This window comes from Rossellomorea sp. ABR4_004 (assembly GCF_056159585.1).
On sequence record NZ_JBSWVM010000002.1, the window covers coordinates 701411 to 716528 of the forward strand.

Annotated in this window: 15 protein-coding genes and 1 pseudogene; 3 read left to right on the plus strand and 13 right to left on the minus strand. The window is 44.2% G+C overall.

The genetic code is table 11. The features are described 5' to 3' along the window. Positions 1-2: 2 nt before the first annotated feature. Together ACXAF2_RS16465 and ACXAF2_RS16470 are read right to left on the minus strand one after the other, a co-directional pair. Positions 3-1691 (minus strand): ABC transporter permease subunit, encoded by a 1689-nt coding sequence (locus ACXAF2_RS16465; RefSeq protein WP_475140208.1) that lies wholly within the window; start codon positions 1689-1691, stop codon positions 3-5. Beyond that, the gene (locus ACXAF2_RS16470) at positions 1684-2436 is read right to left on the minus strand and encodes an ABC transporter ATP-binding protein (protein ID WP_475140209.1); all 753 of its coding nucleotides are present in this window, start codon (positions 2434-2436) and stop codon (positions 1684-1686) included. The genes ACXAF2_RS16465 and ACXAF2_RS16470 overlap by 8 nt, the downstream gene beginning before the upstream one ends. A gap of 221 nt (positions 2437-2657) precedes the next feature. Here ACXAF2_RS16470 and ACXAF2_RS16475 point away from each other — a divergent pair, with 221 nt between their 5' ends. Then, positions 2658-3419 (plus strand): DeoR/GlpR family DNA-binding transcription regulator, encoded by a 762-nt coding sequence (locus tag ACXAF2_RS16475; protein ID WP_475140210.1) that lies wholly within the window; start codon positions 2658-2660, stop codon positions 3417-3419. 235 nt (positions 3420-3654) lie between these two features. Then, the gene (locus ACXAF2_RS16480) at positions 3655-4152 is read left to right on the plus strand and encodes a DinB family protein (protein ID WP_475140211.1); all 498 of its coding nucleotides are present in this window, start codon (positions 3655-3657) and stop codon (positions 4150-4152) included. A gap of 107 nt (positions 4153-4259) precedes the next feature. On the opposite strand, the gene ACXAF2_RS16485 is transcribed toward ACXAF2_RS16480, so the two are convergent. The 11 genes and pseudogenes from ACXAF2_RS16485 to ACXAF2_RS16535 all read right to left on the minus strand — a co-directional run bounded on the left by ACXAF2_RS16485 (position 4260) and on the right by ACXAF2_RS16535 (position 14115). Continuing rightward, positions 4260-5162, minus strand: a complete 903-nt coding sequence (locus ACXAF2_RS16485) for a DMT family transporter (RefSeq protein WP_475140213.1) — start codon at positions 5160-5162, stop codon at positions 4260-4262. Positions 5163-5243: 81 nt separating this feature from the next. Continuing rightward, the gene (locus ACXAF2_RS16490) at positions 5244-5948 is read right to left on the minus strand and encodes a helix-turn-helix transcriptional regulator (RefSeq protein ID WP_475140214.1); all 705 of its coding nucleotides are present in this window, start codon (positions 5946-5948) and stop codon (positions 5244-5246) included. Between the two features lie 33 nt (positions 5949-5981). After that, positions 5982-6500: a DinB family protein gene (locus ACXAF2_RS16495; RefSeq protein WP_475140215.1), complete on the minus strand. Its 519-nt coding sequence runs from the start codon at positions 6498-6500 to the stop codon at positions 5982-5984. Between the two features lie 213 nt (positions 6501-6713). Next, positions 6714-6884: an FbpB family small basic protein gene (locus ACXAF2_RS16500; RefSeq protein ID WP_475140217.1), complete on the minus strand. Its 171-nt coding sequence runs from the start codon at positions 6882-6884 to the stop codon at positions 6714-6716. A gap of 33 nt (positions 6885-6917) precedes the next feature. Next, entirely contained in the window at positions 6918-7985 is a 1068-nt protein-coding gene (gene eutH / locus ACXAF2_RS16505) for an ethanolamine utilization protein EutH (protein WP_475140218.1), read from the minus strand. A 65-nt stretch (positions 7986-8050) separates the two neighbouring features. Beyond that, positions 8051-9115 carry a M24 family metallopeptidase gene (locus ACXAF2_RS16510; RefSeq protein WP_475140430.1) on the minus strand — a complete coding sequence of 355 codons (1065 nt, stop codon included), beginning with the start codon at positions 9113-9115 and terminating at the stop codon, positions 8051-8053. Then, a complete protein-coding gene (locus tag ACXAF2_RS16515) occupies positions 9069-10217 on the minus strand; it encodes a M24 family metallopeptidase (protein ID WP_475140219.1) in 1149 nt (382 codons plus the stop codon). The genes ACXAF2_RS16510 and ACXAF2_RS16515 overlap by 47 nt, the downstream gene beginning before the upstream one ends. A 326-nt stretch (positions 10218-10543) precedes the next feature. Then, the gene (locus ACXAF2_RS16520; protein ID WP_475140220.1) at positions 10544-12238 is read right to left on the minus strand and encodes a sigma-54 interaction domain-containing protein; all 1695 of its coding nucleotides are present in this window, start codon (positions 12236-12238) and stop codon (positions 10544-10546) included. A gap of 355 nt (positions 12239-12593) precedes the next feature. After that, a pseudogene (locus ACXAF2_RS16525) lies at positions 12594-12737 on the minus strand (VOC family protein); the annotation flags it as partial. Between the two features lie 70 nt (positions 12738-12807). Then, positions 12808-13206, minus strand: a complete 399-nt coding sequence (locus tag ACXAF2_RS16530; protein WP_475140222.1) for a bleomycin resistance protein — start codon at positions 13204-13206, stop codon at positions 12808-12810. Between the two features lie 240 nt (positions 13207-13446). After that, positions 13447-14115, minus strand: a complete 669-nt coding sequence (locus ACXAF2_RS16535; RefSeq protein WP_475140224.1) for a GntR family transcriptional regulator — start codon at positions 14113-14115, stop codon at positions 13447-13449. 143 nt (positions 14116-14258) lie between these two features. Between ACXAF2_RS16535 and ACXAF2_RS16540 the strand changes: the two genes are divergently transcribed. After that, positions 14259-15092, plus strand: coding sequence for a YitT family protein (locus ACXAF2_RS16540; RefSeq protein ID WP_475140225.1), 834 nt, complete (start codon positions 14259-14261; stop codon positions 15090-15092). Positions 15093-15118: the final 26 nt, after the last annotated feature.

Below are 15118 nucleotides of genomic sequence, written 5' to 3' on the forward strand. Positions count from 1 at the left end.
GTTCATGTCTCCCTTTGAGTTGAATTTTTATTTTCAAGGCTTGCGACCACTATGTTGGGCCGCCACCTTTCAAAACGTATGAAGTGATGCTTTTTTTGCAAAAAGCCCAAAAGCAGCTTGACGATCAGATTGGTCCCGAAAATCAACAGGGACAGGACAAAGATCTCGTTAAACTTCGCAAAGTGCTGAAGCTGCTGGATTTTACTCGAAACTAACGACGTTTCGGCCGTAATTAGAAAGATGATTCCGCTAATGGTGACCATCGAGTTGATGAAATAGTAACCCGCCATCTCAAGAATGGTCGTGGCCGAGTTCGGAATGATCACCCGGCGCACGGTTTTGAACCAGCTGTCCCCGAGAAGCTCCCCCGTCGTTTCCCAGCCTGGATTCATCTTCGACAGGGAATGCTTTGCCATTAAATACGGAGTAGTGAAAAAGTGAATCAAATTACAGAAGATCAAGATGGCAAAGGTGCCTTTAAAGCTCGTCCCATTGAAAAGAAGCAGATACGACAGCCCGAGCACCATCCCGGGAACCGTATTCGTCACCATCGCAATCCCGTCCATGACGGATTTCCCTTTCACGGCTGTTCGTTCATTGATCAGGGCCGATCCATAGGCGACAATGGTTCCGAATATTGCCGTCACTACGGAAACGTAAAGAGAATTCTTATACACCCCCGTTAAATCACTGGAGGTGAACGTATCGATGATATGCTCCCAGGTAAAGGTATTGTTGAACGGATATTGCTTCAGGAACGGAGCGATGAACATAATCGCAAACGTCGCGACCATCGCGGATAAAATAAGAAAGGCCAGTGATCCAAGGACCGCGTCCCTCCATCGGTTCCCCATCAGCTCCGTATCCGTCACCTTGTCATAATGAAAATTCAATTTCTCCAAATAGCGAAGGAGCAAGATTCCCAGGACAGCCGGCAGCAGCATCAGTACGGCGATGACAGCCCCCTGATTGAAATCCGGGATCGACCCGAGCATCACCTGATACAAGAGCGTCGCAACCACCGTATACGTTCCGCCGATGGAAGCGGGAATCCCGAAGTCTGTAAAGCTTAGGATGAACGAAAGGACAAAGGCCCCTCCGAGCGTCCCCCATAGCGGGCGGATGATCGTATTCATAAAGCTTCTGAGGGTGCTGTCCCCCATCAGCTTCGAGACGATGATGAATTTCTTGTCAATGTACTGAAACGAATTATGAATGACGAGAAACGCCGGCGGCAATGTGTAGATCACATAACCGATGAGCAGCCCGTTAAAGCCATACATATCAAAGAGCGGCGAGCCAAACAGCTTCGAGAACAGCCCTTGATTACCGAAGGAGTACATAATGGCGAACCCGTATGTAATCGTCGGAAGCAGCATGGGCAGGAGGATGCCCGTTTTCATCACACCCTTGAAGGCTGGATGAATTCTCGTTGCATCGATCGAGTAGGCCATCACAAACGCCAGCATCGTTGTGATCAAAGCGGTTACCGCCGATACTTTAAAGCTGTTTCCGATCGCGGTTAGTATGTCCTCATTGGATAAGGCATCGAGATACGTCGAGAACGTGAACCCCTGACCGCTTTCCAGAGACTTCATCAGTAAGACCATGAGGGGCAGGGCCAAAAAAAGTAGAAATAATCCAATTGCAGCGTAAAAGATGATCCTCATTTCCGGTTTTACTTTATTCATAGCTATCACCAAACAGGGCATAAATATTGTTTCGCTTAATTTGCAATTGCTTTAGTATGAACTCCCGGACGAACTCATCCTCTGGCTGTTGGATAATCTCCTTAGGCGTTCCATACTGAGCGACCTTTCCTTCATTAATAATGAGAATTTTATCGGAAAGCGTCAGTGCTTCCTCGGGATCATGGGTGACGATGATCGTCGTGAGCCCCAGCTCTTTCGCGATCGACTTGATCCGATCCTTGATGGACTCCTTGATCACACCATCAAGTGCACTGAGCGGCTCATCGAGTAACAGCACTTTCGGCCTCGTCACCAATGTCCGGGCAAGGGCGACTCTCTGTTTCTGACCGCCTGATAACTCCCCGATCCGTTTTTCCAGATGAGGCTTAAGCTCGAGGAAGTCAATGTATTCCTGCAGTTCTGCCTCTGACAACCTCGATTTCTGATTTTTGAGGCCATAGACGATATTTTGATAGGCGTTCAAATTCGGAAATAACGCATAATCCTGAAAGACGATGTTGAATCCCCGCTTTTTCATCGAAACCTTTGACACGTCCTGCCCGTTGAAGATGATTTGGCCATCATCCATGTTTGTCAGCCCCAGGATGATGTTGAGCAGCGTCGTTTTCCCACTTCCGCTCGGTCCCAGAAGCGAAACGATTTCCCCTTGGTTAATATCGATCGTGATATCCTCTAGCACGACTTTTTTATCGAATTGTTTGCGAACTCCATGTAATGTAAGCAAACGCGTCACCTCCCTCAATCACACCCTCAGTATAAAAACTTTCTGTAAACAGACGTTACGTTTTGTGTAAATGTTATGTAAAAGTTGCACATATCATACATAACTCTTAACTAACTTACGCATACGTTAACAGAGATGTTTTCAAATTTTTACATAATCATCATTGAAAGTTTCCGCCAGTACCCTTACACTACAAGTAACAATAAAGAATGGGTGAGGGTATGTTTCCACTGGAAAGACGTCAAAGAATCATTGACTTATTAAAAGAAAAGAAGGTACTAAAACACGCAGAACTTACGGAAGAGTTAGGCATATCCATCGATACACTTAGGAGAGACTTAAACATCCTTTCTGAAAATAATGAGATCGAGAAGATTTATGGTGGGATCAAATTAGTTGAAGATGACGCAGGGGAATCCGCGATGGCTGATCGAATGGTGAGCCACCTGGAAGAAAAGGAAAGCATCGCGCGACTGTGCAATGAACAGATTCAAGAGGGAGACTGCATATATATCGACAGCGGTTCCACGACCTACCAATTGGCAAAAGCCATCAAGAACAGAAAAAACCTGACCGTCGTGACCAATTCTCTGCCTGTCATTACGGAGCTCATCAACAGTGAGGTCGAACTCATCATCATCGGGGGCAAAATCAGAAGACACGAAAGCTCCGTCGTCGCCTACGACTACATTTTCAATTTCGACGAGCTGAACATTGTCAAAGCCTTTATTTGCGCGAGCGGAATCACCACCGAGCGAGGCATTTCGGATTATAACCTTGAAGAAGCCGTCACAAGGAAAAAAATCATCGAGCTCTCGAAGAAAGTCTACGTGGCAGCAGACCACACCAAATTCGGCAAGGAAGTCACCGTCCGGATCGCCCCACTTGAAAAGATCGATTATATTGTCACCGATCAGCATGTTAGTCCTCATTGGATTGGGGAATTTAAAACGAGTAAGACGCAGTTGCTCGTTTCTGAGTGATTTGGTTTCCAAACGTACAAACCCGCGACAGCCTGGGCCGTCGCGGGTTGTTTGAGTTTCGGGGCCACAGGGACAGGTTCATTGGTCCTTTTTCTTCATAAAAGGAACCACGGTACCTGTCCCCGTGGCTCCCCGATCTTTTTCCACTACTATAAGTTCTTAATAGAAGCCTCAAACCAACTCCCCATGCTACAATGAAACAGAAAGTGTTTGATATTTAAAGGAGGGAATTACCATGTTCACAACCGTAAGTAGTTTCGTACAAGAATGGAAACAAGAAGCCGCCGTCACCCAAAAGGTCCTGGATGCCATGACGGATGAGTCATTGAAACATGAAGTTGCACCTGACTTATACAGCATTGGAAGCGTCGCCTGGCATATCACGGGATCCGCTTATTACTTCCCGGCTCAGCTCGGTATCACATTTGACGTACCAGACATTCGAAAAGCGGCACCAGCATCTGCCTCAGAAATCAGCGAAACGTATAAAACCGTAAGCATGCGTCTTTCAGAAGCCGTTTCTGAACAGGTTTCAGATGAAAAGATGAACGAAGTGGTGAATCTATTCGGGATGGACATGCCGGTGCAAGCCGTATTCCGCCTGCTTATTCAGCACCAGGCGCATCACCGTGGACAGTTGACGACTCTTATGAGACAGGCTGATTTGAAGGTTCCTGGCGTGTATGGCCCTAGTAAGGAAGAATGGGAAGCGATGAATGCTCAGAAAAGCTAAAGAGTGAAGGCAGCCGGCGTATGTCGGCTGTTTTTTTGTGATAAGGATGTAGTCATGTCACCCTTCATGATCACTAAGAACGACATGACCGACCGTGGCTCTTTCCCTTAACAATCTTTTTCACTTACAAAAAAGTCAGCATCTATACTCCTATCTTCCGATTTCAGAATCAACATTCCAATCCCTATTAGCAAGAAGCCGATCCCTACCCAAGACGGGAGGGTTAGATGTTCACCGATGAGGAATACACCCAGACATGCAGCGGTCAGGGGTTCTCCTAATGAAAGGGTGACGGCCGTGGAAGAAGGAAGGTGGATAAGACCGTTTGCAAACAGAACATAAGCAAATCCTGTTGCGACGATTCCTAGATGGAGGCTGACGGCGAATCCATTCCACTCGGTGATCCACGAAATGTCATAAAGGAATAACAACGGTGATAAGATGATGGCACTGATGGAAAACACGACGGCCACGATCACGATGGGAGAATGTCTCCCAACTAATTTCCCACTGACAAAGGTGTAACAAGCAAAGGATAATCCTGCCCCCAAAGCCATCACGATTCCATATGGATCTACATTCATGGCTTCTTTATTAGCAAAAATCAGGAAGCATCCCATCACAGAGAGGACCGTAGAGTACCACCATACCCTCCCAGGACTCTTTTTCAAAAAAATCCATTCAATCAAACCTGATAAAATTGGCGCACTGCCAATCGCGATCACGGTTCCAATCGCCACTCCCGTCATGGTGACGGCTGAGAAAAAGAGAGGTTGATAACAGGCCATACAGAGAGAAGCAAGGAACGTTTCCTTGATGGGCCAATGTCTAAGGTTCAACCTCCCCAGTAACAGTACGATCATGAGCAAAGGAATTCCACCGAGAGCTAAACGCACAGCCCCAATCACGACGGGGTGCGCAGCCTCTGGAGCGAGTGCCTGAGCGGTTCCGGTGGTCCCCCATAATATGGCGGCAAGTAAAACCCAAAAGGGAGCCAACTTTTCTTGCATTCGATTCACCCCAATAAAAAGAACTTTCCCTTATTGTAGAAGAAAACGAAGCGTTTCTCTTTACCGGATTTAAGCGACCTTTTATCCCTTTTTAATCATTCTGTACGACTGGGGAGTGGTTCCTTCCCACTTCACAAACCATCTGGTAAAGGATGATGAGTTCTCAAAGCCGATTTCTTCACTTATAGCCGATATACTCCATGAGGTGGTCATTAACAATTGCTTCGCATCCTTCAGCCGTAATTCCGTGATATACAGCTTGGGGCTTTTACCTGTTTTCCGTTTAAACCAGGAGGAATAATAAGCAGGATGATAATGTTCGATGGCCGCTAAAGTGTCCAAGCTCAAGGACTCCCTATAATGTTGATGAATATAGTCAATGGAAGCAAAAGGGGTTGCTTTTAATTTATGTGTCACGTATCGGGTTAAATCGGTTAGTGCGGCCGAAGATCCTCTCTTATTCTCAGCCTCTTCTAACAGTAAGAATCGAATTGAAGCCCACGATTCATCCAACCGGACATACATGCTTTCTGTATCTCCCGGTAAGAAATGATCAGGAATATCCAACGTGAGGAATTCATTTCGATCAGTAGAGTGAAAATCATGACTGGACGCAGGCGGGAGATAAAAGCAATAATCTGAAGTGAGGTTGAGTTCCTGCAGGTCCGTCTTGATGTCTAAGGAACCCTGCAATGGAAACAATAATTGGCCAAAATCATGTTGATGAGATTGAATATCCCTGGAATACGATCGTTTATCACAAATCACCTGATTCCTTCGATCCACCGTACCCCTCCCCTTTCTTCTATTATTGACACCTTAATGATGCTGTAATTTCTTGAGCAAATGGAATATCTGCCCCCTATGATGGGATTCATGTTCAATCAGATGATAAACCACCCACTCAGGTGTAACATCATACTGTTCAAGTACCCTTGGTTTACGCCAATCCGTCAGGTCCATTGATCGAAAGTGGGAAAGAAATACTTCACGCACCTTGTTAAGGCGGTGAACATGCACTTCCAGACTTTGTCCCTCAATATGGGTCAAAGAGCCGTCTTCAGTGCTGACTCCGAGGGGAAACAACGACCGTATTTCCGGATCCCATTCACCGCCAATGACTTCAACATATAACCAATCTGCTTCTACCAATGCAATGTGATATAACAGCGAGCCAATCGTTTGTCTTTCATCCACTTTTGTATCGAGTATACGTTGGTTTATTCCCGTTAATTGTGTCAGAAGAGTACGGCGAATATCTTCTAAACACCATAACCATCGTCCGATTTCTTCTTCATATCCTGGTAATCGAGATACCTTCAATGTCCTTCTCTCCAATGAGATCCCTCCGCTCATTTATTCCTTTACCTTTTATCGTATTCTAGTCCTATCTTGTGTTAGAAGTACAGGGATTTCTTCATAAACACGCAGAATTACTTATCAAAGCAGGTAGGGATTAAGTGTACGCCGGGGATGGTACAAAGGAATAAGGAGCATGTTTACCATCCCGCTGCTTCATGATAAAACGTTACTCCCCTCGTAACCCACTCATCACTCTTCTTTCTTTGAATGGAGATTAGTGTATACTTCCTCTTCCACTGATTCATTCATTTGCCTGTCTTCAATCTCTCTTTCTATTCTATCCAGTAACGATTCATTCTCTACTATTTCTCTTTTATTCTTGAGAAGCAAATCTTCGAAACTCATTTTTTTCTTCAACATCATGTTCTTCCTTTCAACATTCAATCAGTACTACTATCCTTTCTTCATCACTACGTAGGCCACCACGGCTGCCAGTACTCCGGCAGTTAATTTAGCGAAAATCATCGGCACTATAAAGCTCTTATCTATGGCCGCCACAAACCCAAGGTGACTCCCCATCACAAAGGACCCACTAACGGCAAAAGCTGTATTCACGACTTTCCCCTTATCATCGAGAGCCTTGAAGTTGGAAAACATGGGCACGTGGTGTGCCAGGGAAGACAACAAACCAACGAGAGACTGATCATTTACATCAAGCTTCTCCCCTAATTTCATGAATGGTTTTCTCAACACCACTTTTAAAAAGTAAACGAAAGGGAAGGCACCCGCCAGTATAATCGTAATGTTCCCAACGGTTTTGAAGCTCTCTTGTATTGGCACCATATTCTTGATAAGCTCTAAACCTGTTAATGTTTGAAACATCACCATCACTAGTCCGAAAATCAACACACATTCAATGAATCTAGAAAATCCTAAGAAAGCCTTCGTTGTCAATTGAGGGAATGTAGAGAGTGAGTACATAATGAAAATCGATAGCAAGAGTGTCGGGATAAGGTTCTTGACCATCCATATGACATCATAGCCGGAAATCAGACCACCCACGATACAGCCTATCGGGATTGTGACCAATCCGATCAGGATACCTTTGGCAAAAAACGGCTGATCTTCCTTAGGGATTAAATGGATGGCAACAGGTATGGTAAATACAAGGGTCGGCCCCATCATCGTCCCTAAAAATACCCATGCAAAATCGGCAGCCGCCTGGTCATTGGCCATTTCCATCGATAGCTTATATCCTCCCATATCCAAGGCAAAGAGTGTCGAGGCAAACATAGAGGGATCCGCTCCCAAAAAGGAATACACTGGGGTAATGATTGGTATGAACATATTGGCTAGTACGGGAGATAAAGAGATCATCCCAATCATAGATAACCCAAGGGCACCCATACTTTGAAAAGCCTTCGTAAATTCATTACCCAACCCTAACTTGTTTCCTATCAGTCTATCGACTCCACCAGCTATTCCAAAAATGGCAATTAAATAGATAATGAATTCGTTCAAAAAAAAGTCCCACCTTCATGGATGAGAGCCAGAAGCACGTCCCGGCTCTCATCTTTCATTGATTGCTAGAGAATGATCAAATCTCTTGATGATTTTGTCAGCCATTCATAGCCCTGCTCCGTAACGAGGAGATCATCCTCTATACGGCACCCTCCAAACCCTGGAATATAAATGCCGGGTTCGATTGTGATGACCATTCCTTTTTGTAATACTTCTTCACTTTCCTTTGATAGCCTCAGTGGTTCGTGGACTTCCATTCCAAGACCATGACCCGTGGAGTGGCCGAAATTCTCCCCATAACCCTGTTCCTCAATAAAACTTCTCGCCACGTAATCGATATAATTGGTCGGGGTCCTTGGAGACACTTCCTTGGTTCCCCTGCGTAACGCTTCGTGTACACTATCATATATTTCCTTGAAGCGATTCGTTGGCTGTCCGACAGACACCGTTCTCGTAATATCGGAACAATATCCCTCATACAGCGCACCAAAATCCAGCGTGATCATATCTCCTGATTCAATCTTTTTAGAAGAGGCAACTCCGTGGGGGAAAGCGGCTCTTTCCCCTGATGCGACGATCATATTGAATGAAGAGGAGGAAGCCCCTAATTCCCTCATTGTCATCTCAAGTCGGTTCTTCACCTCCATTTCAGTCATACCGGGCTTGATAAAGGAAATAATCTTTGAGAAAGCTTCATCTGCAATCGCTGCCGCCTTCGTTAGTAAATCGATTTCAACAGGTTCTTTGATTTCCCTGATCTTTTCAATCAGCTGATTGGATTTCTTAAGCTCCACTGCCGTTGCTTCGCTCAAAGCCAAATACGTTTTTAAGCTCATATCACCTTCTTCAATCCATACACTGCTCAACCCCATCTGTTGAATGGAATCATTCACTTCTTTGATGATATCCCCTTTATGAATGACTATCCTGAGTCCCTTCGCTTCTTTTGCTGCTTGTTCAGCATAGCGAAAGTCTGTAATCAAGACAGCTTCATTTCTGGTGACGAGAACAACCCCTGCACTGCCTGTAAACCCCGAGACATACCTTCTATTGATATCTTTCGTAATCAGAATTCCTTGAGCATCATGCTTTTCTAATTCCTTTTGGACCTTTTGCACTCGATTCATGATCATTTCCTCCTATTATGTGTAAGCCTTTTGGAAACATGGTTAAAACCTCATAGCCATCTTCGGTTATGACGACATCATCTTCAATTCTTACACCACCGATCCCACTTACATAGATACCAGGTTCCACGGTCAGAACCATGCCTTCTCTTAGAGATTGATGATTGGCGGAATGAATCGACGGTTCCTCATGGACTTCCATGCCGAGGCCATGACCGATTCTGTGAGGAAAATGACGACCGTAGCCCCCTTCTCTGATCACTCGCCTTGCTGCATCGTCTATTTTGGCCAATTGATTTCCAGGTCGGCATTCTTCCAGTGCAGCCAGGTTTGCACGCAGAACCAGGTCATACATTTCCAGAACTTCATCCTTCAGTTCTTTGAAAACAACCGTTCTGGTTATATCTGAGCAGTATCCGTTGTAGATGACACCCAAATCAAAAATGACCGTATCCCCCGGCTGTAGCGGGTGATTGCTTGTAACACCGTGGGGGTTGCTGGCATTACTTCCGAAGAGAACCATCGGGCTGAAAGACATCTCACGAATTCTGACTTTCTTTAATTCATATTCAATTTTCCCTAACACTTCTAATTCGGTTACACCTTCATATAAAGCAGAGATTCCAATCGCGATGGCTTCATCCGCATAGTGAGCTGCCATTTTTAAATGCCTGATTTCTTCCTGTCTTTTGATCAGCCTCATGTCAGAAAGCTTTTGATCCAAATGCTGAAACGTCATACCCGGAAATACGTTTTGCAGTTCTTTGCTGTTTTTTAGTGTAAGCATTTTTTCTTCTACACCAAACTCCCTGATTTCGTTGGCACGTGCCCCTAAATGGGTTTTCAATTTGCTCCAGACATCTTCTGTGTCTTGATAGCCAAGATAATCATCGTTCCAACCCGTTTCCAAAAGCATGTTTACTTCCATTTCGGGTAATACGAATAAGGGACCTCGCTCAACAAAAAGGAAGATCCCCACAAACCGCTCGTGTGGATCATAATCAAAACCAGCTAAATAGTGGATGTTATACCTCGACGTAATCAAGCCCCCTGTCCACTGGTTGTCTCTTAAAAAATCTTCTACTGCACTGATTCTTGAATTCATCGTATTCCTCCCTTCATCTATACGGCATGCAACTTTCATGCCAAAGTGAAGGGAACCGACTGCTATCTCTCGATCTACTCCCATCATGAAGTCATGCGCAACAGCTATTCGTTTGGCCTTTTGTTGTGCAGGATTGTGAACATCCAGTCCAAAACAACAACGTGGCTTTCCGTCCAACGTGTCAAGTTATTTAGACATATCACGTTAGGTTGTAAAACGATTTATACATCATGCTTTAATCGGGCTCAAAAAACGCACCAAATCAAAAACCCAAGAATGCTGGTCAATCAGCCTTCTTGGGTTTTACTTATTCAAGGTTTCGTCTTCTAACGAAAACCGTCAATCTTTAGTTTTTTCATTTTATTGTATAGTGTAGCCCGAGTGATGCCTAATCTCTTTGCTGCTTCTGTTTTGTTCCCGTTCTCATTTTCCAGCGCTTCCAGGATCTTTCGCTTTTCATACTGATTCATATCAACCTCTAATTCCCTTGATGACGGAATAAAGGTGGTTTCAAGCAAGCCGGCTATCTTTTCAGGAAGCAGACTTGGCACGATATATCCGCCCTCTGATAAAAGCACCATCCTGTCGACGACATTTTTGAGCTCCCTGATATTCCCCTTCCAATCGTATTCAAGGAGAAGTTGCGTAATTTGAGGAGCTATATAGTGGATGTCACAGTCATACTTTAAAGATGATTCGTACATAAATAGATGAAAAAGCTCTAAAATATCTTGTTTTCTCTTCCTCAAAGGGGGAATATCGATGCTTAAGGTATTCAACCGGTAATATAGATCCTCCCGAAATTCGCCTGTTTCCACCATAGCTTCCACGTTCTTATTCGTAGCCGCTATCACTCTGCACCGGACAGATTTTAACGTCAAGCCTCCTACAGAATAATACGACTTATTCTCAAGCACCCTCAACAACTTAACCTGCAGATCCATGGGCAAGTCTCCTACTTCGTCCAGCAATAACGTCCCTTCACCGGCAAGTTCCACTTTCCCGATCTTTCCGTTAGGGTCACCCCCGGAAAAAGATCCTTTCTCATATCCAAACAATTCACTTTCAAATAGTGCCGGGGACAATGCACCACAATTCAACGCGATAAACGGTTTTTCACCTTGGCTTTCATCGTGGATGGCCTTGGCAAATACTTCTTTTCCTACCCCGGTCTCTCCAAGCAATAATACATTTTCTTTTGTTTTAGCCATCTTTTTCGCTAAAGAAATGGCCTTCTTTATTTCAGAGCTGGATCCTTTGATCCTTTGAAAGGGATCCCTCATGTCGTTAAGTTTGGCTACCTTGTGCTGCAATTGTTGAATTTTCGATGAAGCATTCAATAATTCCCTGTTCATCATGACATGACTAGTCACATCTGTTTCGGCAGCCACCGCTCCAATGATCTCGCCATTGGACACGACCGGATTGGTGCTGATCAATACAAAAAGATCTTCCCTCGGTTTATGAAGATGATGTCTGTATGTTTTCCCTGTCAGCATGGATTCTTCATTCAATAACATTTCTTTCGGGAAGAAATGTTTCATATCCTTCCCCAATATATCTTCTTTCTGAATGGAAAAGATATTTTCCGCACCCTTGGTCCAGACAATCGTCCTTCCTTCTCTGTCAACAACAGATACAGAATTATCAATGGTATCAATGATCGTATGGAAATAGGCTTCCAACTTCTGAAATCGATCATTCAATTCCCGGGCAAGATCGTTCATGGTAACGTATCCTATGATCTCCCTGTTAGTGTCGGTCATAAGGATTAGTTCATAAAGGAAGCACTCATTTAAAACACATGCATCTTCCAACGCTTCTATGGAGCATTTGAAACCTTTTTTCCAATAGAGCTCCATCTCTTTCTGCTGTGTATAAAAAAGGTATTCATCTGTCTTCAAGTATCGTGTTTCATTTTCCATAGTTGAATGAAAGACGATGGTGCTGTCTTCCCAATGGGGATCACCTTCAAAACAAAAGTCGGTCCGGATTAGCTTGTGTGCATTCAGTAATTCCATAGAGATTCTCCTGTCGATACATCCTTTTCATTATTGGGTGTTGGTGTGTTGCAGATTATATGAATGGCTATTTCTATCATGTTTATAGCGAATTTATTCAAAGATACGGTACTCGCTCTGATCCATGAGTATGGATTCCTGATTAGCTTATCCTCAATATCAGGCTTTGTAAATAGATGGTTTACTAACCGGAACATGCTTATGACCCACTTGTGTTGAAGTTTGCTTGTGTCCAGTATATTTTATGGGCAACATGAATACAAAAGCAAAACTGTCCTATATAGGGAGGTGGAAACCCTATGTAGGACAGTCAGTCGAAGAAAATATGTGTTAAGCTGCATGCCGACGGCGCGTGTCAATCTTTTCTGGTGGAATCCAGGACCTCCAAATAATGCTGATTGAACATAATGCCCAGGATGTTCCCAAACGGATTCACCACAGAAGCCGTAATGAATCCCTCACCACGTTCTGTAGGTGGCTCGTACTCTTTCGCTCCCATGTCTGATGCTGACGACAGTATGTCAGTGGATTACAGCCAAATGGTACGGTTTAGAGTTCTTTTCAACTGCTTATATTGGTTCAAAAAAAGCAATGAGGTTATGGTCAGGATCCATTACTCCAAAGTCACGTTCACCCCACCATTGATCAGTTATTCGTGCATTAGGATGTAAAATATCCAAAGGCAGTATACGTCTGTATAGTTCATCTATCCCCTCGACTTCAATCCGGCAACTGGCGGTTCCTGCAATAAAGGATTCTGCACCTGAACAGACTGGTAAAGAAAGATCACGCGTACGCCAACCTTCATCACTTGCTTCCCAAAGATGAATTCGAACCTCATGACACATAAGGACAGCAAACCCGTCTTCATGATGGACTGGAGTAAAGCCAAGCTTATCGCAATAAAAATCCATGCTTTGCTTCATATTCCTCACTGGCAACGCAGGAATGGATTTCACCATTTTCATGTAGGATATTCTCCTTTCAGATACGAACGTAAATTCATACTAGTTCATAATTCGATTTGAAAGTTGAAATCCCTTTATTTAATCTGGAATATGACCTATAAAGTGCACAACACTAAAGAATTACCTTTCGACAATATGATGTATGTAAAAAGAAGATCCAGGAGTTCCCCTTTCATTTTCAAAGAGAAAAACCTGGATTATCAGGGTTGAAGTTCCTCATGAAGGAACCCAATTCCCTTTTCAAAACAGCGCAGTAATCGACTGATAATTCACCTTATCCTGCTGGAGCTTATTCAAACTATCATCAAGATGTCGTAGAAGTAATGTTTGGAGCTTTTCCTCATCCCCACCTTCAATATGCTTGATCATTTCTTCATGTTCCAGGAGATCCCGTTCTTCATTGTCTTCTGTAAAGACATCATACAGTACCATATAGATGGTAATCCGGTTCAGGATTTCCTCCATGAATTCAACGAGATATCGGTTTCCGCTTGCCTTTGCGAGGACAAGATGGAAGGCGTTGTTTTTTTCCTGATACAAAACGATTTCTCGTTCCTTGTAGGCCGTTCTCATTTCTTCGAGAAATAGTTTCAGTTGATCGATTTCGTTCGTTCCAAGATGTGAGAATCCGTTTTGGATCGCCATCTCTTCAAGATTTTTCCTCATTTCAAAAGCCTGGACCATTTCTTCGATTGTCGGCTGAACGATGAACGCTCCCTTATTAGGAATGACATTCACAAGCCCTTCAGCTTCTAGCTTCGAGATGGCGCTTCGAATCGGAGTCCTGCTTGCCTTGACCTTCTCTGCAATGGCACTCTCAAATAATTGGTTTCCAGGCGCCATTTGCCTATTCAAGATGGCATTCTTTATTAGATGATACACTTTTTGCTCGACCGTTTCTTTTCTCATTTCCAATTAACCCGCCTATACGTTCTTTTCTCCTATTTTACCATAGGACTGACTGTTTCCCGAATAATATTGTAGAACAATCTTGTTCGAATATATACACTGTGCTATAGTATCCTAGTATTCAACTGGAACGGAGTGATGAAATGAATACGACTGTGAAAGAAATAACGCTTATTATGATAGGGTCCCTTTTCTTTGCCCTCGGGGTGAACTTGTTCGCCATCCCGAATGAGCTTGGGGAAGGCGGCGTGACCGGTATCTCCATGACCCTCTATTATGTCTTGGGATGGTCACCGGGTATCACCAACTTCGTCATGAACGGGGTCCTCTTGGCGATCGGTTATAAAGTATTAAATAAACGGGTGACGTGGTACACCATGCTCGCCATCTTCTTTTCCTCCCTCTTCATTCATCTGACAGAAGATATGGGCAACTCCGTCGACATCATGCTTGGGACGGTCTTCGCCGGTGTGTTCATCGGTCTCGGCCTTGGGATTGTACTGCGTTCAGGGGGGACGACGGGAGGATCCACCATCATTGCCCGCATGCTCAACCAGCATTTCGGCTGGGCCGTGAGTACGTCGATGTTCGTGTTCGATATTATCGTCGTTCTCGGTTCTTCGTTTGTCATCGGGGTGGAGAATACGATGTACACGGGAATTTCCATCTATATCAGTACGAAGATCCTCGATTACTTGATTGACGGTTTCGATACCAGAAAGGCCGTCACGATTATTTCCGCGCATACCGACGCCATCGCTGAAAAAGTGAGCGCCGAAATGGACCGCGGGGTCACTGTCATCAACGCAAGAGGTCACTATTCGAAAGAATCCAAGGATATCTTGTATGTCGTGATCAATAAACAAGAGCTCTTCCTTTTGAAAAAAATGATCCAGCAAATTGATGAGAAAGCGTTTGTGGTGGTCCATGATGTGAGGGATGTGTTTGGGGAAGGATTTACGTTTCCGAAGACATAAGAAAAAGTGTCTGGCCCGTGGCAGCG